Genomic DNA, 21,145 nt, shown 5'->3' with positions numbered 1-21,145 from the left:
CACAACAACGATTCCAATCCTAATGTGTGTAGCTGTTGCCAGGCATATCACGCTTTATTGCTGGATCATTTCCCGAACTTTCGCCGTCAACAAATCGAACGTGAACGGCTTGGTGATCAGTTGCATGCCTGGATCGAGAAACCCACCCCGCACCGCCGCATGCTCGGCATAACCGGTGATGAACAATACCTTGAGCTCTGGCCGGATCTGCCGACCGATTTCCGCCAGTTGGCGGCCGTTCATGCCGGGCAGGCCAACATCGCTGATCAGCAGGTCGATGCGCTGGGCCGACTCGATAATCGGCACGGCTGTATCAGCATCACCCGCTTCCACAAACCCATAGCCCAACTCTTTAAGCACTGCGCTGACGAGCACACGCACAGCAGGGTCGTCTTCGACGATCAGGACCGTTTCTCCGGCATTGGCGAAGGGTAGCAGCGCTGCATCGGTCGCCACATCGGCCACGACTTCCCCAATGAATCGAGGCAGAAACAGGCTGACTGTCGTGCCTTTGCCGACTTCACTGTGAATGGTGACGTGACCATGGGACTGGCGGGCGAACCCGTAGATCATCGACAACCCCAGGCCCGTGCCCTGGCCAATCGGCTTGGTGGTGAAGAACGGATCGAACACGCGCCCCATCACACTTTCCGGAATGCCGCAGCCGGTGTCACTGACGCTCAGTTCAACGTAGTCACCGGGTTTCAAGGTGCCATAGGCGGCCGTGAAGACGCTGTCGAGGTGGCGGTTGGTGGTTTCCACGGTGAGGCTGCCGCCGTTGGGCATGGCGTCGCGGGCATTGATTACCAGGTTGAGCAGGGCGCTTTCCAATTGGTTGGGATCGGCCTCGGCGGTCCACAGCTGACCGGTGAGGCGCATGTCCAGGGCGATGCTCTCGTTGATGCTGCGTTGCAGCAATTCGCCCATCGAGGTCACCAGTTGGTTGATCTCAACGGGTTTTGAATCGAGGGATTGCCGGCGGGAGAACGCCAGCAAGCGGTGAGTAAGGCCCGCAGCGCGGTTGGCTGAGGTCACACCGAGGTCGATCAGGCTGTCTAGGTCGTCCAATTTGCCACGGGACACACGCCTTCGCAGTAGCTCCAGGCTGCCGATGATGCCGGTGAGCATGTTGTTGAAGTCATGGGCGATGCCGCCGGTCAACTGGCCGACCGCTTCCATCTTCTGGGACTGGCGCAGGGCATCTTCGTTGTGGCGCAGTTGCGCCGTGCGTTCTTCGACCTGTTGTTCCAGGGTTTCCAGGGTGCGTTGCAGGCGCAGTTCGCTTTCACTCAGGTCGATCAGCCGGTCGCGGGCTTCGTATTGCCGACGACGCCCGCGCAGGGCGGTGCTGACCAGGCTGATCAGCGTCACCGGGTGGAACGGACGCTCCAGGAACGTCACGTTGCCCAGCAAGCCGCTGAACTGGGATGAACCGTTCTGTTCGCTGCCGCCGTGGTGGGTCATCAAGACAATAGGCAAATCCGACCAGGCCGGTTGTTGATGCAGATGCTCCAGCAACGGATCCAGGTCAAAACCGCGCAGGGCTTCGGCAGCAATGATCAGCAGGCCGCAACCTTCCTCCAGCGCCTCGCACAGCATGACCAGGTCGCTGGCGACGATGCCGTTGTAGCCGGCTTCATTGAGCATCATCAGCGCCAGCGAGCCGTCACGGCCCATGGGCGCAAGGATGATTGCACGCTCGGAGATGGGGGTAAGTGCCAACACTAGCCCAAATCCTTGAGCAGGGGAGAACCGGCGCCCATGTAGGTGGGAATGCCGCGCAGGACCCCCTGGAAGTTGTTCAACGGCTCGCCGACAGTCATGCCACGGCTGCCGATGCGGTACTCACGAATCGTCGACTCATGGGAGCCGGTACGTTTCTTGATAATCGAGATGGCGCGACGCACTTCACCGATGGCCTCGAAGTAACGTAGCAGAATCACCGTGTCGGCCAAGTAAGTGATGTCGACCGGCGCCTGCATGTCTCCGACCAAACCATGCTGGGCGACGGTCATGAAGGTGGCGGCACCACGGCGGTTGAGGTACAGCAGCAGTTCGTGCATGTGCAGGATCAGTGCATTCTCTTCCGGCATGGCGGCCTGGTAGCCGTTGATGCTGTCGATCACCACGGTCTTGATGCCCCGGTCGTCCACGCACCGGCGTACACGGTGGGAGAACTCGCCGGGCGACAGTTCAGCGGCATCCACTTGCTCGATCAGCAGGTTGCCGGTGGCTTGCAAGGCCGCCAGGTCGATGCCCATGTTCTTCATGCGCTCGAACAACAGGCCCAGCTCTTCATCGAAAATAAACAGCGCGGCCTTTTCGCCACGGGCCACGGCGGCGGCGGCGAAAATCATCGAGATCAGCGACTTGCCCGTACCGGCCGGGCCGAGGATCAGGCTGCTGGAGCCGGTCTCGATACCACCGCCCAACAACGAATCCAGCTCGCGGATGCCGCTGGTGAGGGTCTCGCGGTTGTAACCGCCACGGTGTTCGGCCGCGACCAGGCGCGGGAACACATGCACGCCACCTTGCATGATGGTGAAATCATGGAAGCCGCCACGGTATTTTTGCCCGCGGTACTTCACCACCCGTACCCGGCGACGTTCGGCACCGTAGTTGGGGGTCAGTTCTTCCAGGCGGATCACCCCATGGGCGACGCTGTGCACGGTCTTGTCCAAGGATTCGGTGGTCAGGTCATCCAGCAGCAGTACGGTGGCGTCATAACGCACAAAGTAATGTTTGATCGCCAGGATCTGCCGGCGATAACGCAAAGAGCTCTGCGCCAGCAGGCGGATTTCGGAGAGGCTGTCGACGACCACGCGAGTCGGCTTGACCCGCTCAACCACCTCGAAGATCTGCCGCGTGGCTTCGCCAAGCTCCAGGTCGGAGGAATACAGCAGGCTTTGCTGATGCTCAGCGTTGAGCAGGCTTTCCGGTGGGGTCAGTTCGAAAATATGGATATTGTCATCCAGATCCCAGCCGTGGGACTTGGCGCCTTGGCGCAGTTCACGTTCGGTCTCGGACAGAGTGATGTACAACGAAGTCTCGCCGTTTTTCGCGCCCGCCTGCAGAAAATGCAGGGCGACGGTGGTTTTACCGGTGCCTGGTTCACCTTCCAGCAGGAACAGATGGCTGCGCGATAGCCCGCCGGAAAGAATGTCATCCAGACCTTCGATGCCGGTGGCCGCCTTTTCACTGAACAGCTCGTTGGATGTAGACAAGGAGTGCCCTCAGGTCACGTTCAAATAGAGGGGCGCACCGGTGTTGGCGCGCCATATTTACTTGACCGTAGTGGCCATTGGCGGTTCAACGTTTCGTAAAATTTGTACAACGCTGGCTTGGGTTTACAAGTTTTTAGTCTGAATCTACAGACCTTGTTGCAACGCCGGATCATCCGGGTTCTGTTGCTCAAGCTGCGCAAGCAGGACCTGGACGTTCTGCAACTGACCGCTTTCCTTCCAGTAATTGATCAGCAGCACCCGTGCCTTGCGATTGGCGGGGTGGCGTTGAATGATTTCCTCCAGTTGGCGCTGGGCGGCTTCCAGCTCTTGCTGGGCATGCAGCGTGGTGGCGAGGTCGTAGCGGTAATCCTGATTGTCCGGTTCCAGCTCCACCGCCTTGGACAGGCCGAGCAGCGCGTACGGCCGCTCGCCGTGGTGCAACAACCACATGCCCAAGGCATGTTGCAGGTAGGCTGACTCAGGGTGCGCGGCCAATTGGCGCGCCAGCAACTGGCGGGACTCTTCCGTCTTGCCCTGCTTATCCAGCAATTCAATCTGCGCCACCACCGCTTGCAGATTGTCCGGTTGCAGGCGCATGGCTTGTTCCAGGGCATTTTGCGCCTCCGGCAACAGGGCGCTGTGGATGTACAGGCGCGCCAGTTGAATCCAGCCTTCGGCCGATTCGGGCTGGGCCTTGAGTTTCTTCACGAACTCATCGAGGACCTGCTGCAAGGGCCCGAAGTACAAGCCCAACGTATCGGGCGACAGGCCAAGCAAGGCATTGGCGGCGGCAAACCGCACGTCCTGCTCGGGATCGTCCAGTACCGGCCCGAGCAACAGCGTGCGTTGACCGGTGGGCACCAGGCCGACAATGCTGTGGATGGCGGCTTCGCGCACCAGGGGCGACTCGCTGGCCAGGTCTTTGTCTGCCAGCTTCAGCGCTTGGGGGCTGGGGTAGTTGGGTAATTCAGCATGCAACGCAGCGCGACGTTCGGGCGACAGGTCCGGCCGGCCCAGTTGCTGGTACAACACGCGGGCTGCGCCGGGTTCGCCGTTACGCGCCTGTTTCAGGGCCTTGGAGTAACCATGGGCGATGGCGGGCGCTACAGCCACCGGGGTGGAGCGAGAGAAATACCAAGTGATCAGCACAATCAACAGCAGGGCGCACAGGCCGACGATGGAGTAACGGCGTGACTTTGACATGCAGGCGTCCGAAAGCGTGGGCAGCAAAGCCGTCAGCTTCGGTCAGACCACGGCAGGTGTCAAACCCGCATCAGGTCAGCACGTATTCCACCGGCTCCAGGGGCGGCGGCAGGTCGGTTTCACCGAGGGCCGCCAACACTTCGCGCTCCAGGGTGCGCAGGAGGGCATTGCAAGGCAGGTCGTTTTCGTCAAAGCCGAACGGGTCTTCCAGGTCATCACCGATTTCATCGAGGCCGAAAAACGTGTAGCTGACAATGGCGGTAAACACCGGCGTCAGCCAGCCCAGCGGCTCGGCCATGGCAAACGGTAGCAGGATACAGAACAGGTAAATGGTGCGATGCAGCAATAAGGTATAGGGGAAGGGCAGCGGCGTGCTCTTGATCCGCTCGCAGGACGCCTGCACCTGACTGAGGCTGACCAGACGCGCCTCCAGTTGGGTGTAGCGCCATTCGCTGATCACGCCTTGTTCGGCTAATACGGAAAACCGCGCGCCGATCTGTTGCAGCACGTTATCGGGCAAGTTGGGGTGGCTGGCCTGGACCTGACTCCACGGCTTGATGGCCAGGGCTTCATCTTCATGACGCAGCCGGGCGACCAGGCCATGGGCAAAGCCACACAGGCTGCGCAGCAAGCCCGCCCGCTCGGCGGGATCGCGCAGCACCTGGGTTTCGCGAATCAACGAGCGCACGTCGATGATCATCTGCCCCAGTAGCTTGCGGCCCTCCCACCAGCGGTCGTAGCAGGCGTTGTTGCGAAAACTCATGAAGATCGACAACGACAGGCCGAGCAAGGTGAACGGCGTGGCATTGACCTTGGAAAAGTACGCCGGGTGCAGGGTTTCCACCAGCACGATCACCGAGGCCAGCAGCGTGACCAGCAAACTGCGCAGGGCGATGCGCTTGGCAATCGAGCCCTTGAGGGAAAACAGGATGCCCAGGAGGTTGGGTTTGGGTCGGACTATCATTCAGGGGCGGGCTTCTTGGGTGGCGCAGCCCATCAGAGTAGAAGCCTGCAGTGTGCCCGTCCAATCGCTTGGGCTGACCGGCTGATCGGCGCGGTCGATGACTGGCCAAACCAGTCAGGCAGGTTGAGGGCTTTGACCATTGCCGCAGTGGCGCTCTGGGGCGACTATTTCGACGATTCGGACTGTTAAAGAGAATAACAATGCAGATTGAAAACAAGATCTTCCTGGTCAGCGGCGGCGCTTCTGGCCTGGGTGCGGCCACCGCTGAAATGCTTGTAGCGGCAGGCGCCAAGGTGATGCTGGTAGACCTCAACGCCGAAGCCGTGGCCGCCAAGGCCCAGCAGCTGGGCGAGAATGCCCGCAGCGCCGTGGCGGACATCAGCCAGGAAGCGGCCGCCGAAGCCGCCGTGCAGGCCACCGTTGCTGCGTTTGGCGGGTTGCATGGGCTGGTGAACTGCGCCGGGGTAGTCCGTGGCGAGAAAATCCTCGGCAAGAACGGCCCCCACGGCCTGGCCAGCTTTGCCCAGGTGATCAACGTCAACCTGATCGGCAGCTTCAACCTGCTGCGCCTGGCGGCCGCCGCCATTGCCGAAACCGAGGCGAATGCCGACGGCGAGCGCGGTGTGATCATCAATACCGCCTCCGTCGCCGCCTTTGACGGGCAGATCGGCCAGGCGGCGTATTCTGCGTCCAAGGGCGCCATCGCCAGCCTCACCCTGCCGGCCGCACGCGAGCTGGCGCGCTTCGGCATCCGCGTCATGACCATCGCGCCCGGCATTTTCGAGACGCCGATGATGGCCGGCATGACCCCGGAAGTCCGTGATTCCCTGGCGGCCGGCGTGCCATTCCCGCCACGCCTGGGCAAACCCGCCGAATACGCCGCGCTGGTTCGGCACATCATTGAAAACAGCATGCTCAATGGCGAGGTGATCCGTCTTGACGGTGCCTTGCGTATGGCAGCCAAATAAGGAGGATTTTCCATGACCGATCCCATCGTGATTGTCAGCGCCGTGCGCACGCCCATGGGTGGCTTCCAGGGCGACCTCAAGGGCCTGACTGCGCCGCAGTTGGGTTCCGCCGCGATTCGTGCGGCCGTCGAACGTGCCGGTATCGCCACCGATGCCGTGGATGAAGTGTTGTTCGGCTGCGTACTCCCCGCAGGGCTCGGCCAGGCGCCAGCACGCCAGGCTGCCCTGGGCGCGGGGCTGGATAAGGCCACGCGTTGCACCACCCTCAACAAAATGTGCGGCTCAGGCATGGAAGCCGCGATCCTGGCCCATGATTCGCTGCTGGCCGGCAGCGTCGACGTGGTGATTGCCGGTGGCATGGAAAGCATGTCCAACGCGCCGTACCTGCTCGACCGCGCCCGCAGCGGCTACCGCATGGGCCACGGCAAGGTGCTGGACCACATGTTCCTCGACGGATTGGAGGATGCCTACGACAAAGGCCGCCTGATGGGCACCTTTGCCGAGGACTGCGCCCTGCACAACGGTTTTACCCGCGAGGCCCAGGACGCGTTCGCCATCGCGTCCCTGACCCGCGCGCAGGAAGCGATCTCCCACGGCCATTTTGCCGCCGAGATTGTCCCGGTACAGGTCACCGTGGGCAAAGAACAGAAAACCATCCTGCATGACGAACAACCGCCCAAGGCCAAGCTGGACAAGATCAGCAGCCTGAAACCGGCGTTCCGTGAAGGCGGAACGGTGACGGCGGCCAACTCCAGTTCGATTTCCGATGGCGCGGCGGCCTTGCTGCTGATGCGTCAGTCCGAGGCTGAGAAGCGTGGTCTCAAGCCCTTGGCCGTGATTCATGGGCATGCGGCGTTTGCCGATGAACCGGGGTTGTTCCCGGTGGCGCCGGTGGGCGCTATCCGCAAGCTGATGACCAAGACCGGTTGGAACCTGGATGAAGTGGATCTGTTCGAGATCAACGAAGCCTTTGCCGTGGTCAGCCTGGTGACCATGAGCAAGCTGGAAATCCCCCACGGCAAGGTCAATATCCACGGCGGCGCCTGTGCCCTGGGCCACCCGATCGGTGCGTCCGGTGCGCGGATCCTGGTGACGCTGCTGTCGGCCCTGCGCCAGAACGGCCTCAAGCGTGGCGTCGCCGCCATCTGTATCGGCGGTGGTGAAGCCACGGCCATGGCTGTTGAATGCCTGTACTAAGGACTGACCATGCTGCCCAATGACGAACAACTGCAAATCAGCGACGCCGCCCGGCAATTTGCCCAGGAGCGCCTGAAACCCTTTGCCGCCGAATGGGACCGCGAGCATCGCTTTCCCAAGGAAGCCATTGGTGAAATGGCCGAGCTGGGCTTCTTCGGCATGCTGGTGCCGGAACAGTGGGGCGGTTGCGACACCGGCTACCTGGCCTACGCCATGGCCCTGGAAGAAATCGCCGCCGGTGACGGCGCCTGCTCCACCATCATGAGCGTGCACAACTCGGTAGGCTGCGTGCCGATCCTCACGTTCGGCAACGATCAGCAAAAAGAACAGTTCCTCAAACCCCTGGCCAGCGGCGCCATGCTCGGCGCCTTCGCGCTGACCGAACCCCAGGCCGGTTCCGACGCCAGCAGCCTGAAAACCTGCGCGCGCCTGGACGGTGATCATTACGTACTCAATGGCTGCAAGCAGTTCATCACCTCCGGGCAGAACGCCGGGGTGGTGATTGTATTTGCGGTGACCGACCCTGCGGCGGGTAAGCGCGGGATCAGCGCATTCATCGTACCGACCGATTCGCCGGGCTACAGCGTGGCGCGGGTCGAAGACAAGCTCGGCCAGCATGCGTCGGATACGTGCCAGATTCTGTTTGAAGACGTGAAGGTGCCGGTCGCCAACCGTCTCGGGGAGGAGGGCGAAGGCTACAAGATTGCCTTGGCCAACCTCGAAGGCGGCCGCGTGGGCATCGCCTCGCAAGCGGTGGGCATGGCCCGCGCCGCCTTTGAAGCGGCCCGCGACTATGCCCGCGAGCGTGAAAGCTTCGGCAAGCCGATCATTGAACATCAGGCCGTGGCCTTCCGCCTGGCGGACATGGCCACGCAAATCGCGGTCGCCCGGCAGATGGTGCATTACGCGGCTGCGCTGCGTGACAGCGGCAAGCCAGCCTTGGTAGAAGCCTCGATGGCCAAGCTGTTCGCCTCGGAAATGGCCGAGAAAGTCTGTTCGGCCGCCTTGCAAACCCTGGGCGGTTACGGTTACCTGAGCGACTTCCCCCTGGAGCGGATCTACCGCGACGTGCGGGTCTGCCAGATTTACGAAGGCACCAGCGATATCCAGCGCATGGTCATCTCACGCAATCTCTAAGGAGCCGATACATGAGTTACGAAACCATTTTGCTCGACGTCCAAGGCCGCGTCGGGCTGATTACCCTCAATCGCCCACAAGCCTTGAACGCCCTCAATGCGCAACTGGTCAGCGAATTGAACCAGGCGCTGGATGGCCTGGAAGCCAACCCGGAAATCGGCTGCATTGTGCTGACGGGCTCCAAGAAAGCCTTCGCCGCCGGTGCCGACATCAAGGAAATGGCCGAGCTGACCTACCCGCAGATCTACCTTGATGACCTGTTCAGCGACAGTGACCGCGTGGCCAACCGCCGCAAGCCGATCATCGCCGCCGTGAATGGCTTCGCCCTCGGTGGCGGCTGTGAGCTGGCGCTGATGTGCGACTTCATCCTGGCCGGCGACAGCGCCAAGTTCGGCCAGCCGGAAATCAATCTCGGCGTACTGCCGGGTATGGGCGGCACCCAGCGCCTGACCCGCGCCGTGGGCAAGGCCAAGGCCATGGAAATGTGCCTGACCGGGCGTTTTATCGACGCCGTAGAAGCGGAGCGCTGCGGGATTGTCGCGCGGATCGTGCCCGCCGATGAACTGCTGGAAGAAGCACTGAAAGTCGCCACCCTGATCGCCGGCAAGTCGGTGCCGATCAGCATGATGGTCAAGGAAAGCGTGAACCGTGCGTTTGAAGTGAGCCTGTCGGAAGGCGTACGTTTTGAGCGCCGGGTGTTCCATGCGGCGTTTGCGACGCAGGATCAGAAGGAAGGCATGGCGGCGTTTGTGGCCAAGCGTGCGCCGGAGTTTAAAGACAAGTAAGCGCATGTAGGAGCTGGCTTGTGTGGGAGCTGGCTTGCCTGCGATGCAGGCACCTCGGCGGTGCTGCTATCGCAGGCAAGCCAGCTCCCACCTTTGTTGTGTAGCGTGTCAGTTACAGCTGATAATTTTTCAGTTCGCGAGCAATCACCATCCGCTGAATCTCGCTGGTCCCCTCATAAATCTGCGTGATCCGTGCATCCCGGTAGTAACGCTCCACCGGATAATCCTCCAGATAGCCGTACCCACCATGAATCTGCATCGCTGACGAGCAGACTTTCTCGGCCATTTCCGAGGCAAACAGCTTGGCCTGGGAAGCTTCCGACAAACACGGTTTGCCGGCACTGCGCAGTCGCGCGGCATGCAGGATCAACAAGCGCGCGGCATTCAGTTGGGTCTGCATGTCGGCCAGCAAGTTGGCCACACTCTGGTGTTCGATGATCGCCTTGTTGAACTGCACGCGATCACGCGCATACGCCAATGCTGCCTCAAACGCGGCACGGGCGATGCCCAGCGCCTGGGCGGCAATGCCGATGCGTCCACCTTCCAGGTTGGAGAGGGCAATCGCCAGGCCTTTTCCGCGCTCACCCAACAGGTTGGCCTCGGGCACTGTGCATTGGTTGAGGGTGACGGCGCAGGTGTCGGACGCGCGGATGCCCATCTTGTGTTCGGTGCGGTCCACCACGAAGCCCGGTGTTGCGGTGGGCACCAGAAACGCCGAGAGGCCTTTTTTGCCCAGTTCTGGGTCGGTCACGGCAAACACGATCGCCAGTTTGGCGCGCTTGCCGTTGCTGACGAATTGCTTGGCGCCGGTGATCACCCACTGGCCATCGCGCAGCTCGGCGCGGGTGCGCAGGTTGTGGGCTTCGGAACCCGCTTGGGGTTCGGTGAGGCAGAAGCAGCCAATCGCCTGGCCGCTGGCGAGGTCCGCCAACCATGTCTGCTTTTGCGCTTCTGTGCCGTAGTTGAGGATCGGCCCGCAACCCACTGAATTATGGATGCTCATCAGCGCGCCCGTGGCGCCGTCGCCGGCAGAAATCTCCTCCACGGCGAGGGCGTAGGCGACGTAATCGACATAGGTGCCGCCCCATTCTTCCGGCACCACCATGCCCAGCAGGCCGAGTTCGCCCATCTTGGCGACCAGGGCATCGTCGATCCAGCCCGCTTTTTCCCACGCTTGGGCGTAGGGCGCGATTTCGCCACGGGCAAAGTCGCGCGCCATGTCGCGAATCATCACTTGTTCTTCAGTGTATTCAATGTCTTGCATGGCTTAATTCGCAACCTTCTCGAAGTGATGAAAGAAGCTTTCTACATGGCTGAGGGCCAGACCATGCAGGGTGGGTGGGTTCCAGCGCGGGGCTTTGTCCTTGTCGATGATCAGGGCGCGCACGCCTTCGATCAGGTCGCCACGTTCGAACCATTGGCGGTCCAGGTGCAATTCCAGGGCAAAACATTGCTCAAGGGGCAGGCGGCGACCACGGCGTAGCATTTCGAGGGTGACGGCCATGGCCAGGGGAGAGCGCGTCTGCATCAGGTTGGCGGTGGTCAGTGCCCATTCGTGGCTGTCGCCGACGGTGACTTGCTGTAGCTGCTCGACGATGCTCGGGACATCCGGCAGCGCGAAGAAATGGTCGATGGCCGTGCGCAAGGCGGCCAGCGGTGCGTCGGGGAGTTGCTGCACGGCCAGCTTGGCGAGCACGCCTTGCAGGTCCTTGAGCGGCGAGTCGTGCCACTGAAGGCGGTCAAGCTTCTGGTCCAGATCGGCCAGCTTGGTGCTTTCCAGATACCAATCCGCCAAACCGCAGTAGAGCGCGTCGGCTGCGCGGATCTGCACCCCGGTGACGCCCAGGTAAATCCCCAGCTCACCCGGAATGCGCGGCAGGAAGTAACTGCCGCCCACATCAGGGAAGTAACCGATGGCCACTTCCGGCATCGCCAGGCGGCTGCGCTCGGTGACCACGCGCAAGTCAGCGCCTTGCACCAGGCCCATGCCGCCGCCCAGGACAAATCCATCCATGAGTGCCAGTACCGGTTTGCGGTAATGGTGGATGGCCAGATCCAGTGCGTATTCCTCGACGAAAAAGTCCTGATGCAGCGTATCGCCGTTCTTGAAGCTGTCGTACAGCGAACGGATATCGCCTCCGGCACAGAAGGCCTTTTCGCCGGCGCCGCGCAGGACCACGGCGTACACTTGCGGGTCATCGGCCCAGGCCTGCAGTTGGGACGTCAGGCTGCGCACCATGTTCAGGGTAATGGCGTTCAAGCCAGCGGGGCGATTGAGGGTGAGGTGGCCGATATGGTTACGGACCTCGGCGAGGACTTCGTCCTGAAGTGTTTCTGCGTGGCTTGCCTCGGATGAAACCTGAGCAGTCATCGATAACTCCCTGCTTTTATTGTTCTTTATCAAGATGTTCGCGGACGAACCTTCTTGTGATCGTACCAGTGCAAATTTCCCCAGTACAACCGTGAATCCTGCAGGTCGTTTTTGCATTTATGCAGGGGGGTACGATGGGCTCAAGGCACCCGGCTGGCCAGGACTTCACCAATGCTGCGGCGTCGCGCGTGGGTTTCTGCGGCGTGGATCAATTGTTCCAGCTCCGTGGGCTCCACATCGTAGAACTGCTCCATGTCGGCCAGCGCCAGCTTCAAATCGGCGGCAGTAATGGCGGGGTTTTGAGCGGCATCAGAGTTATTCAAGGGAAACGTTGGTGCTTCAGCGGCGCCTTTGGGATACCGCGTGCGAGTGGCGTTGTTGTAAGCCAGCGCACAGGCCAGCAGCGCGCCAGCCCCGAGCAAGACCGCGCCCAACTCATACCAACCGAGGGCGGCGGAGGCGGGGTCGGCCAATACCAGCGTCATGGCCAAGCCGCCGGCCGGCGGATGCAGGCAGCGCAGCCAGCACATCAGCACCACGGTCATTCCCGCCGCCAGGCAGGCACCTCCCAATGAAGGGCCCAGGACGCGAGCCACCAGCAGCGCCACGACACCCGCACACAGGTAGCTGCCGATAATTGACCAGGGTTGCGCCAGGGCGCCGGACGAAACAGCGAACAACAGCACCGCCGAAGCCCCGAGCGGGCCCAGCAGGTGCAGCGCCACCTCCATCCCAAACACTTGTGAGCACAGCCAGACACTGAACAGTGTGCCCAGGGCCATGCCGATGGCGGCACGGCTCCATTCGGTGGGGCGGGTGTTGATAGCAGCGGGGAACCAGCGAGCGAGCATTGAAAGTGGATCCATAAACAGCGGGCAAAAAAAAAGACTTGTCTGGTTGCCCGGAAAAGCCCTTTGAAAGTTCCAACATTTGGGGGAAGGAACGCATGCAGTGTGCCGCCCCGGAGAACAGGGCGCCAATGCATATTAATGAAGGTTGAGTGCAAAAAAAATGAAGTTGATCCTCAGGGTTGTGGGCTTTTTTCCAGATGCAGCAGCACGTAAGGGTTGCGATCAAACTCGCCGGCCAAGGTCGGCGTGATGGAACGCAAGCGTGGGTCCGTCAAGCCTTCATAATCCGCCTCGCTCATCACCAGCCACGCGGGCCCCTGGAGGGGCTTGAGGTCGGCCGCCTGCTGAGTGAACAACGGCACCTGGTCGCAATCGAGGTTGACCATGTACTTGATGGCCTTGGCGTCTTTGCCCAAGCCGTGCAACACCACCGGTGCCTTTTGCTGCATCACCTGTTCATGCACTTGCAAAGTAAAGGTGCGGGTGTCGTAGACACTGCGCTCCAGCGGTTCGACCACCATAATGTAGGTGGTCCATACGGCCAGTACCGCCGCAAACGCCGGTCCGACCGTACGCAGTTGTGTCTTGAGCAGCGCCAGCAGTGCCACGACTTGCAACCCACCCAGCACACCGAATACCCAGCCCAGATGGCTCAACTGTTCCGGATAGCGCGGCCGTGCGAACAGCAACCCGGCGATCAACAGTGTCGGCAACAACGTCCAGATACCCAGCATCAATCCGCGCAACCCGGCAAACAATCGCCCATGTGCAACCTGGAACGGATACGCCGCAATCATCGCCGCCATGGGCAGCATCGGCAGCACATAGCGCGCCTTCTTCGCCTGGGGAATCGACAAGCCCAGCATCACCAGCAACCCGGCGGCCGCGCAGTACCACACCAACTGCAACGCCGGCCCAGGCGCCCGGCGCCCGCTGATCAGCATGGCCAACAGCACCAGCACAGCCATCGGATACGCCAGGGCATAGTTGCCCAGGGAACTGGTGAAGTAATACAGCACGCCGCTGGAACCTTCGCTGCCGTCCATGCGCCCGAGGAATTGCATGCGGATCACGTCCTGCATGAACGGCTCGCCGCCACTCAGCTTGGCCATCAGCAACAGCAGGCCGACACAGGCCACCAACAACGCCAGCGCAAGCAAGCCGAAGCTGAACAGTTGCCGCCATTGGCGGTTGATCAGGTAATAGCTGCACAACACGCCCGTGGGAATGACCAAGCCGATCGGCCCGCGCACGGCAAAGCCGATAATCAGCAGCAGGTACAGCCAATGCAGGCGTTTACCGGCGCCAAAGTGATCGTGGGCATACCCTAGGTAAAACACCGCCAAGGCGATGGCGGCCAACATCTGGTCGAGGGACACCGCGCGGGTTTCGCTGATGAAGGTGCTGCTCAGCAACAGGATCGCAATGCTCAGCAAGCCCCAACGCTGGGAGTAGGGCGCGGTCAGGCGATACACCAGGGTAACGATCACCGCCGAGGCCATCGCCGTTGGCAACCAGGCTGTAAGGCTGGTGACCTGGCCCAGCGGCAAGGACAACAACCACGTCAGCAGCGTCGACGTGGCCAGGTAATCCGCATAAGGCTGGCCGTAGGTGGTCGGGAAGAATCCCGGTCCATGGCGCAGCATCTCCTGGGCGAACAGCACGAAGCGGGAATCGAAGCCGATAATCGCCTGGTGCCAACTGCCGGCGATGAACAGCAACAACGCCAGCAATCCCAAACCGAGGGATTGGCGGCGGATCGTTGGGGTTAACAGGGGCGGTCGATCTTTGTTCACGTCTCAGGCTTCCACGACCTGCGGCAACCACTGCTGCTGCGGAATCGGCAACTGGCAGGAGTCGCCACGGCCGATCGGGTAGTACTGGAAGCCTTTGCGCGCCAGGCGCTCGCCGTCGTAGAGGTTGCGACCGTCGAAGATCACCGGGGTTTTCAGGCGCTGGTGGATCAGATCGAAGTCCGGCGCCTTGAACTGCTGCCATTCGGTGCAGACGATCAGCGCATCGGCGCCACCCAGGGTGGATTCCGGGGTGCCCATCAGCATCAGCCGTGGATCATCGCCGTAGATACGCTGGGTTTCCTGCATGGCTTCGGGGTCGAACGCACGCACGTTGGCGCCGGCGGCCCACAAGGCTTCCATCAGTACGCGGCTCGGCGCATCGCGCATGTCGTCGGTGTTCGGCTTGAACGCCAGGCCCCACAGGGCAAAGGTCTTGCCGCGCAGGTCGCCCTTGAAGAACGCGTTGATGCGTTCGAACAGCTTGCTCTTCTGGCGCTGGTTGATGGCTTCCACCGCTTCCAACAGGTCGCTGGAGCAGTTGGCTTGTTTGGCGCTGTGGATCAGGGCACGCATGTCCTTGGGGAAGCACGAGCCGCCATAACCGCAGCCGGGGTAGATGAAGTGGTAGCCGATACGCGAGTCGGCGCCGATGCCCAGGCGTACGGCTTCAATGTCCGCGCCCAGGTGTTCGGCCAGCTCGGCGATCTGGTTGATGAAGCTGATCTTGGTCGCCAGCATGCAGTTGGCGGCGTATTTGGTCAGCTCGGCGCTGCGCAGGTCCATGAAGATGATACGGTCATGGTTGCGGTTGAACGGGGCGTACAGGTCGCGCATCACCTCGCGCACTTCTTCGCGCTCGCAGCCGATGATGATGCGGTCCGGGCGGCGGCAGTCGGCCACGGCCGAGCCTTCCTTGAGGAATTCCGGGTTGGAGACGATATCGAACTCCAGGTGACGACCCGCCAGGTGCAGGGCTTTTTCGATATGCGCGCGCAGGGTGTCGCCGGTACCGACAGGCACAGTGGATTTTTCCACCAGGATCACCGGCTCCTTGCGATGACGAGCGACGGCATCGCCCACCGACAGCACGTACTTCAGGTCCGCCGAGCCGTCTTCATCCGAAGGCGTGCCCACGGCGATAAACAGCACTTCGCCGTGTTCGACCGCGAGCTTCTCGTCATAAGTAAAGTGCAGTCGCCCGCTTTCCAGGTTTTCCTTGACCATCGCCGCCAGCCCCGGCTCGAAGATCGTCACATGGCCTTTCTGCAAAGATTCGACCTTGTTTTTGTCAACGTCCATGCAGATGACATCGTGACCGACTTCGGCCAATACGGTGGCCTGCACCAGACCGACGTAACCACTACCAAATACACTGATTTTCATGGGGCATTCCTGGGACTTGTAGCGCTAGCACGACGAGAGTTGATAACCAGCACACCGAGGATGACCAAGGCCACCCCCAGGGTTTTTGAAACGGAAAAATGTTCGTTGAACACCGGCAGGCTGGCCGCCAGCAGGTACACCAGCGCGTAGCTGATGCTCAACAGTGAGTAGGCGCGGCCCAGCGGCAGGTGCTTGAGCGCACCGAGCCAGCAGAGCATCGACAGCGCGTAGGCGAGGATCGCCAGGCTCACCACGCCGAGGGCGCCAAGATCGATCTGTGCACTGAGCCATTCGTTGGGCAGCGGCAAGCGCGTCATGCTCCAGCGCATGCCCAACTGGGCAGCACTGACCAGGCCGACACTGCCCAGGGCCAGGGCAAAACCTTGGACCCGGCTCATACGTGACGCCCCAACAACACGACACCACCGATCACCAGCGCCACGCCCAGCCAATGACGGCTGTCGATGGGCTCATGAAAGACAAACCGCGCCACCAGGGTGACCAGCACAAAGTTCAGGCTGAGCATGGGGTAGGCGATGCCCACTTCCAGGCGCTGCAACACCAGCAGCCACACCAGCAGGCCGAGGCCCAAGCACATCAGCGCCGACCACAGCCACGGCGAACGCAGCTTCAGCGCCCAGCCCTGGGGCACATCGCGCCAGCTTTCCACGGCGAATTTCTGCGACACCTGGCCCATGCAGGTCAGCAGGCACGCGGCCAATAACAGCAGCAGGGTGATCACGGCGTCACCTGCGGGAAGATCAGGATCACGATATTGCCTTGCTCATAGCGCTTGCCGTCATTGGGCAGCAGCGCCACTTCAGCGATTTCATCGTCACCTTTGACGCGCATCACCACGCCGACCGGGCCTTTTTTACGCGCCTCGCTCATCCACTGCTGGACTTGAGTGATGTCAATCTTGTGGTGCGTGGCGTCCGGGTAGGCCAGGCCGTATTTGACTTCGCCGACGGTGTTGTAGAGCGTCACGTCCGGGCGTGCCAGGCGCCAAGACAAGGCCGACGCCGCGCCGAGGTCGTTGCTCAGCAGGGCCGTGGCTGGCTGCAGTTCCTGCAGGTGGTCGATGATGAATTGGTCAGGTGTCTTGTTGTAGACCACCGAATGCGGCAATGCGGCTGGCAACAAGGCCACCATCAGCCAACTGCCGAGTACCGGCGCGGCCCACAGACGTAGCGGTCGCGCAGCCTGCAGCAGGTTGACCAGGATCCAGGCGAACAGAAAGGTGAACACCAACACCAGGCTGAGGGTTTCCTGGCCGTGCTCGTATACTGGCTTCTTCAGTTGCACCCAGGTCAGCGCCAGCAAGGCCACCACGCCGATGACCAGGTTCAGCCAACCGTTGATGCGCAATGCACGGCTACGGCCCTGGGCCAGTTTGTCGGCCAGGGTGTTGCCCATCAACAACGCCAACGGCAGCAGGCATGGCACGATGTACGAGGGCAGCTTGCCCTTGGCCAGGCTGAAGAACGCCAGGGGCATCAGCAGCCACAGCAACACAAAACCGATCTTTGCGCTGCGCTTGTCTTGCCAGGCCTGTTTGAGCGTGGACGGCAACAACGCCACCCACGGCAGGCAGAACGCAACCAGCAGCGGCAGGTAATACCAGAACGGCTCGGCGTGCTGCGCATCGTCGCCGGCAAAGCGCTGGATATGCTCGTGCCAGAAGAAGAAGTTCCAGTAGTCGGGCTCTTGCAGGTGCACGGCCAGCGCCCACGGCAGGCTGACGACAATTGCTACAACCACAGCGACCAGGCCATAACCCAGCAGCTCGCGGAAACGCTTTTGCCAGATCGCATAGGGCAGCGCGATCAATACGGGGAGCAGCCACGCCAGGAAACCCTTGGTCATAAAGCCCATGCCGCAGGCAAACCCCAACAGCGCCCAGGCACCGAGTCGCCCATTGCGGGTGGTGCTGTCGAAGCAAAACCACAAGGCCACACCGGTCAGGTTGACCCAGAACGTGAACTGCGGATCGAGGTTGGCATAACCGCCCAGGGCCGCCACGCTGACAAAACTCATGTACAGCACGGTGCTGATCAGGCTTTTTTGCGGGTCATTCCATAGCCGGCGTGACACCAGGTACACCAGCACAATGCTCAAGCCAGTGCTCAAGGCCGACGCAAAGCGCACACCGAACAGGTTCTGCCCGAAGATCGCCTGGCCCAGCGCGATCATCCAGTAGCCCGCGGCGGGTTTTTCGAAGTAGCGGATGCCCATGAAGTGCGGCGACGCCCACTTGCCGGTCAGCAGCATTTCCTGGCTGATCTGCGCGTAGCGCGTTTCGTCCGGAATCCACAGGCCATGGGTGGCCAGTGGCAACAGGTAAAACACGCCAAACGCCAACAGGAGCAGGGGCAGGGCCCAACGGCGGATCATGCCTGTTGCACTCCGAGCCAACCCTCGCGGCCGGGCAAGGCGCCGCGCACCAGCTGTTGCTGGGGCAGGGTGGTCAGGTCCGCCGGCAGCAAGTCGCCCAGCGGTTTGAAGTCGATGCCGCGCTGCCCTGCCTGGGCGAGCAACTGGCGAAAATCATTGGCCATCAGAATCCCTTCTACTTCTGCGTGGATCGTATAGACGTTGAGCTTCGACGCGGCAAAGCGGTCGAGGATGAACGTGTTGAAGTCTTTGGCAGCCACCACCGGCCCGACGACTTCGTCGAAGGTCGGCAGGTCCACCGGAATTTGTGGGGTGCCCGCACTGCCATCGGCCAACGTGGGACGAAACAGGCTGGTGCCCCGGCAATCACTGTTGTAGCGGAAATTGAAGGCTTGCTTGGCTTGCACCACGCGCTCGTCGGCACGCCAACCGGCGGCGGCCGAACAGTCGATGCGCTCGCCGAGAATGTCATTCAAGGTGTCGACGCCACGGCGGATCTGTTCGATCAGCTGTGCCTCGCTCCAGCGCCCGGTGTTGGCCTGCCAGCCGTGGTGGTCCCACGCATGCAGGCCCACCTCATGCCCGGCGGCCTTGGCCTGGCGCATCAGATGCCCCAGGTCACGACCAATCGGCTTGCCTGGCCAGGCGGTGCCGGCCAGCAAGATATCCAGGCCATACAGCCCGACGGCGTTGGAACGCAGCATCTTCCACAGGAACTGCGGGCGGATCAGGCGCCACAGGTGGCGCCCCATATTGTCCGGCCCGACACTGAAGAAGAACGTCGCTTTTACCCCCGCTTCATCCAGGGACTCAAGCAACCGTGGCACACCTTCACGGGTGCCGCGGTAGGTGTCGACGTCGATTCGCAAGCCTGCCTGCATTACTTCTTGTCCGCTATTTCGAGCATGGCTTCACGCAGGAAGAAGTCCAGCGTGTTGCCGATGGTTTCGCTCATTTCCACGGTCGGCTCCCAGTTCAGCAGGCGCTTGGCGTTTTCGATGCTTGGCTTGCGGTGGGCCACATCCTGGTAACCGGTGCCGTAGAACGCCTTGCTCTCGACATCGCGGAAACCGGCGAACGGCGGGAAGTTGCCACGCAGCGGGTGCGCTTCGAACTGACGCAGCAGCTCTTCACCCAGTTGACGGATGCTGGCTTCGTTCTCCGGGTTGCCGATGTTGATGATCTGGCCATTGCACGCGTCGTTGTCGTTATCAATGATGCGCGCCAGGGCTTCGATACCGTCAGCGATGTCGGTGAAGCAACGCTTCTGCTCGCCACCGTCGAACAGGCGGATCGGCGTGCCTTCCACCAGGTTCAGGATCAACTGGGTGATCGCACGGGAGCTGCCGATACGCGCCGAATCCAGGCGGTCGAGGCGCGGGCCCATCCAGTTGAAGGGACGGAACAGCGTGAAGTTCAGGCCTTTGGCGCCGTAGGCCCAGATCACACGGTCCAGCAGTTGCTTGGAGACCGAGTAGATCCAGCGTTGCTTGTTGACCGGGCCGACCACCAGGTTGGAGGTGTCTTCGTCGAAGTACTGGTCCTGGCACATGCCATAGACTTCAGAGGTCGACGGGAAGATCACGCGCTTGTTGTACTTGACGCAGTAGCGCACCAGCTTGAGGTTTTCTTCGAAGTCCAACTCGAACACGCGCAGCGGGTTGCGGGTGTACTCGATCGGGGTGGCGATGGCCACCAGCGGCAGGACCACGTCGCACTTCTTGATGTGGTACTCGATCCACTCGGTGTGGATGCTGATGTCGCCTTCCACGTAATGGAAGTTCGGGTGGCTGCGCAGGCGCTCGATGGCGTCGGAGCCGATGTCCAGGCCGTAGACTTCGTAGCGGTCGTCACGCAGCAGGCGCTCGGACAGGTGGTTACCGATAAAGCCGTTCACGCCGAGGATCAGCACGCGAGTACGGCGTGGCTTGCGGCCAGACTCGGCACCACGCAGCACGGAACCGTCGACCAGGCCCAATTCGTTGGCCAGGGACGGGCCGGCCAGGTACAGGCCGTTGTCGTTGCGCTGGCCGAACTTGACCACCAGGGAGTCTTCACCGCAGGCAATGCGCAGCGGGTTGACGCTGATCACACGGCCCGGCGCGAGGCCTTCGTTGCCCTTGACCACTTCGGCTTGCCACACGATCAGCTTGTGCTCGCCCACCGCGCAGAAAGCGCCTGGATAGGGTTGAGTCACCGCGCGCACCAGGTTGAACAGTTCTTCAGCCGGCTTTTTCCACTCCAGCTTGCCATCGGCAGCGGTGCGGCGGCCGAAGTAGGTGGCCTGGCTTTCGTCCTGGACGGTTTCAGCCAATTTGCCTTGGGCCAGTTGCGGCAGGGCATCGCGCAGCAGGTTGCTGGCGGCCTCGCGCAGTTTGGCGTGCAGGGTCAGGCCGGTATCCGAGCGGTCGATCACGACTTTCTGCTGGGCCAGGATTGCGCCAGCATCGGCACGCTTGACCATGCGGTGCAGGGTCACGCCGGTTTCGGTTTCGCCGTTGACCAGCACCCAGTTGGCCGGGGCGCGGCCGCGGTATTTGGGCAGCAGCGAGCCGTGCAGGTTGAACGCGCCTTTGCGGGCGGTAGCCAGCAGGGGCTCACTCAGCAGGTTGCGGTAGTAGAACGAGAAAATGTAGTCCGGGTTCAGCTTGGCGATGCGCTCGATCCACAGCGGATGGTTGGCGTCTTCCGGCGCGTGCACCGGAATGCCATTGCGTGCGCACAGTTGGGCAACGGAACCGTAGAAGTTGTTTTCCTTCGGGTCGTCGGCATGGGTGAACACAGCAGCAATTTCGTAACCGGTGTTGAGCAGCGCTTCAATGCCTGCACAACCAATATCGTGGTACGCGAATACAACAGCTTTTGAACTCAT

At 61.7% G+C, this 21,145-nt stretch carries 18 protein-coding genes; 4 read left to right on the top strand and 14 right to left on the bottom strand.

The features are described from left to right. Nucleotides 1–54 precede the first annotated feature (54 nt). The 4 genes from OZ428_RS17190 to OZ428_RS17175 all read right to left on the bottom strand — a co-directional run bounded on the left by OZ428_RS17190 (nt 55) and on the right by OZ428_RS17175 (nt 5,391). The gene (locus tag OZ428_RS17190; protein WP_269130624.1) at nt 55–1,725 is read right to left on the bottom strand and encodes an ATP-binding protein; all 1,671 of its coding nucleotides are present in this window, start codon (nt 1,723–1,725) and stop codon (nt 55–57) included. Then, nucleotides 1,725–3,224: an ATPase domain-containing protein gene (locus OZ428_RS17185; protein WP_269130623.1), complete on the bottom strand. Its 1,500-nt coding sequence runs from the start codon at nt 3,222–3,224 to the stop codon at nt 1,725–1,727. Before OZ428_RS17185 ends, OZ428_RS17190 begins: the two co-directional genes overlap by 1 nt. A 144-nt stretch (nt 3,225–3,368) precedes the next feature. Continuing rightward, nucleotides 3,369–4,427 (bottom strand): tetratricopeptide repeat protein, encoded by a 1,059-nt coding sequence (locus OZ428_RS17180; protein ID WP_269130622.1) that lies wholly within the window; start codon nt 4,425–4,427, stop codon nt 3,369–3,371. A gap of 70 nt (nt 4,428–4,497) precedes the next feature. After that, the gene (locus OZ428_RS17175; RefSeq protein ID WP_269130621.1) at nt 4,498–5,391 is read right to left on the bottom strand and encodes a bestrophin family protein; all 894 of its coding nucleotides are present in this window, start codon (nt 5,389–5,391) and stop codon (nt 4,498–4,500) included. A 200-nt stretch (nt 5,392–5,591) separates the two neighbouring features. Between OZ428_RS17175 and OZ428_RS17170 the strand changes: the two genes are divergently transcribed. Genes OZ428_RS17170 through OZ428_RS17155 form a run of 4 tightly spaced genes read left to right on the top strand, consistent with a single transcriptional unit; the run spans nt 5,592 to nt 9,478 of the window. Next, a complete protein-coding gene (locus OZ428_RS17170; RefSeq protein ID WP_177062050.1) occupies nt 5,592–6,359 on the top strand; it encodes an SDR family NAD(P)-dependent oxidoreductase in 768 nt (255 codons plus the stop codon). A gap of 12 nt (nt 6,360–6,371) precedes the next feature. Beyond that, nucleotides 6,372–7,556 (top strand): acetyl-CoA C-acyltransferase, encoded by a 1,185-nt coding sequence (locus tag OZ428_RS17165; RefSeq protein ID WP_269130620.1) that lies wholly within the window; start codon nt 6,372–6,374, stop codon nt 7,554–7,556. A 9-nt stretch (nt 7,557–7,565) separates the two neighbouring features. Then, complete coding sequence (locus tag OZ428_RS17160; RefSeq protein WP_269130619.1) at nt 7,566–8,693, top strand: acyl-CoA dehydrogenase; 1,128 nt, start codon at nt 7,566–7,568, stop codon at nt 8,691–8,693. An 11-nt stretch (nt 8,694–8,704) separates the two neighbouring features. Then, on the top strand, nt 8,705–9,478 hold the full coding sequence (locus OZ428_RS17155) for an enoyl-CoA hydratase (RefSeq protein WP_269130618.1): 774 nt from the start codon (nt 8,705–8,707) through the stop codon (nt 9,476–9,478). 112 nt (nt 9,479–9,590) lie between these two features. Here OZ428_RS17155 and OZ428_RS17150 read toward each other — a convergent pair whose 3' ends face one another. The 10 genes from OZ428_RS17150 to arnA form a co-directional block, all read right to left on the bottom strand. Beyond that, entirely contained in the window at nt 9,591–10,742 is a 1,152-nt protein-coding gene (locus OZ428_RS17150; RefSeq protein WP_177049602.1) for an acyl-CoA dehydrogenase family protein, read from the bottom strand. 3 nt (nt 10,743–10,745) lie between these two features. Continuing rightward, nucleotides 10,746–11,849 carry an enoyl-CoA hydratase/isomerase family protein gene (locus OZ428_RS17145; RefSeq protein ID WP_269130617.1) on the bottom strand — a complete coding sequence of 368 codons (1,104 nt, stop codon included), beginning with the start codon at nt 11,847–11,849 and terminating at the stop codon, nt 10,746–10,748. A 140-nt stretch (nt 11,850–11,989) separates the two neighbouring features. After that, on the bottom strand, nt 11,990–12,700 hold the full coding sequence (locus OZ428_RS17140) for an HPP family protein (RefSeq protein WP_269130616.1): 711 nt from the start codon (nt 12,698–12,700) through the stop codon (nt 11,990–11,992). A gap of 173 nt (nt 12,701–12,873) precedes the next feature. Further along, complete coding sequence (locus tag OZ428_RS17135) at nt 12,874–14,496, bottom strand: ArnT family glycosyltransferase (RefSeq protein WP_269130615.1); 1,623 nt, start codon at nt 14,494–14,496, stop codon at nt 12,874–12,876. 3 nt (nt 14,497–14,499) lie between these two features. After that, nucleotides 14,500–15,879, bottom strand: coding sequence for a UDP-glucose dehydrogenase family protein (locus OZ428_RS17130; RefSeq protein WP_016974732.1), 1,380 nt, complete (start codon nt 15,877–15,879; stop codon nt 14,500–14,502). Further along, on the bottom strand, nt 15,876–16,277 hold the full coding sequence (gene arnF, locus OZ428_RS17125; RefSeq protein ID WP_033902883.1) for a 4-amino-4-deoxy-L-arabinose-phosphoundecaprenol flippase subunit ArnF: 402 nt from the start codon (nt 16,275–16,277) through the stop codon (nt 15,876–15,878). The genes OZ428_RS17130 and arnF overlap by 4 nt, the downstream gene beginning before the upstream one ends. Further along, nucleotides 16,274–16,621: a 4-amino-4-deoxy-L-arabinose-phosphoundecaprenol flippase subunit ArnE gene (arnE, locus tag OZ428_RS17120; RefSeq protein WP_033902882.1), complete on the bottom strand. Its 348-nt coding sequence runs from the start codon at nt 16,619–16,621 to the stop codon at nt 16,274–16,276. The genes arnF and arnE overlap by 4 nt, the downstream gene beginning before the upstream one ends. Beyond that, nucleotides 16,618–18,273, bottom strand: a complete 1,656-nt coding sequence (gene arnT, locus OZ428_RS17115; protein WP_269130614.1) for a lipid IV(A) 4-amino-4-deoxy-L-arabinosyltransferase — start codon at nt 18,271–18,273, stop codon at nt 16,618–16,620. The genes arnE and arnT overlap by 4 nt, the downstream gene beginning before the upstream one ends. Continuing rightward, complete coding sequence (gene arnD / locus OZ428_RS17110) at nt 18,270–19,154, bottom strand: 4-deoxy-4-formamido-L-arabinose-phosphoundecaprenol deformylase (RefSeq protein ID WP_269130613.1); 885 nt, start codon at nt 19,152–19,154, stop codon at nt 18,270–18,272. Before arnD ends, arnT begins: the two co-directional genes overlap by 4 nt. Continuing rightward, complete coding sequence (gene arnA, locus OZ428_RS17105; protein ID WP_269130612.1) at nt 19,154–21,145, bottom strand: bifunctional UDP-4-amino-4-deoxy-L-arabinose formyltransferase/UDP-glucuronic acid oxidase ArnA; 1,992 nt, start codon at nt 21,143–21,145, stop codon at nt 19,154–19,156. Before arnA ends, arnD begins: the two co-directional genes overlap by 1 nt.

Source organism: Pseudomonas sp. GXZC, from assembly GCF_026967615.1.
GTDB classification, from domain to species: domain Bacteria; phylum Pseudomonadota; class Gammaproteobacteria; order Pseudomonadales; family Pseudomonadaceae; genus Aquipseudomonas; species Aquipseudomonas azotoformans_A.
Note: the sequence above shows the minus strand (reverse complement) of the source record. Positions and strands in the feature narration are given on the sequence as shown.

What these genes read in the sequence shown, in the direction of transcription:
- OZ428_RS17180 (WP_269130622.1), bottom strand. Translation starts at nt 4,427, where the DNA reads ATGTCAAAGTCACGCCGTTACTCCATCGTCGGCCTGTGCGCCCTGCTG.
- OZ428_RS17175 (WP_269130621.1), bottom strand. Translation starts at nt 5,391, where the DNA reads ATGATAGTCCGACCCAAACCCAACCTCCTGGGCATCCTGTTTTCCCTC.
- OZ428_RS17170 (WP_177062050.1), top strand. Translation starts at nt 5,592, where the DNA reads ATGCAGATTGAAAACAAGATCTTCCTGGTCAGCGGCGGCGCTTCTGGC.
- OZ428_RS17165 (WP_269130620.1), top strand. Translation starts at nt 6,372, where the DNA reads ATGACCGATCCCATCGTGATTGTCAGCGCCGTGCGCACGCCCATGGGT.
- OZ428_RS17160 (WP_269130619.1), top strand. Translation starts at nt 7,566, where the DNA reads ATGCTGCCCAATGACGAACAACTGCAAATCAGCGACGCCGCCCGGCAA.
- OZ428_RS17155 (WP_269130618.1), top strand. Translation starts at nt 8,705, where the DNA reads ATGAGTTACGAAACCATTTTGCTCGACGTCCAAGGCCGCGTCGGGCTG.
- OZ428_RS17150 (WP_177049602.1), bottom strand. Translation starts at nt 10,742, where the DNA reads ATGCAAGACATTGAATACACTGAAGAACAAGTGATGATTCGCGACATG.
- OZ428_RS17145 (WP_269130617.1), bottom strand. Translation starts at nt 11,849, where the DNA reads ATGACTGCTCAGGTTTCATCCGAGGCAAGCCACGCAGAAACACTTCAG.
- OZ428_RS17140 (WP_269130616.1), bottom strand. Translation starts at nt 12,700, where the DNA reads ATGCTCGCTCGCTGGTTCCCCGCTGCTATCAACACCCGCCCCACCGAA.
- OZ428_RS17130 (WP_016974732.1), bottom strand. Translation starts at nt 15,879, where the DNA reads ATGAAAATCAGTGTATTTGGTAGTGGTTACGTCGGTCTGGTGCAGGCC.
- arnF (WP_033902883.1), bottom strand. Translation starts at nt 16,277, where the DNA reads ATGAGCCGGGTCCAAGGTTTTGCCCTGGCCCTGGGCAGTGTCGGCCTG.
- arnT (WP_269130614.1), bottom strand. Translation starts at nt 18,273, where the DNA reads ATGATCCGCCGTTGGGCCCTGCCCCTGCTCCTGTTGGCGTTTGGCGTG.
- arnD (WP_269130613.1), bottom strand. Translation starts at nt 19,154, where the DNA reads ATGCAGGCAGGCTTGCGAATCGACGTCGACACCTACCGCGGCACCCGT.
- arnA (WP_269130612.1), bottom strand. Translation starts at nt 21,145, where the DNA reads ATGAGTTCAAAAGCTGTTGTATTCGCGTACCACGATATTGGTTGTGCA.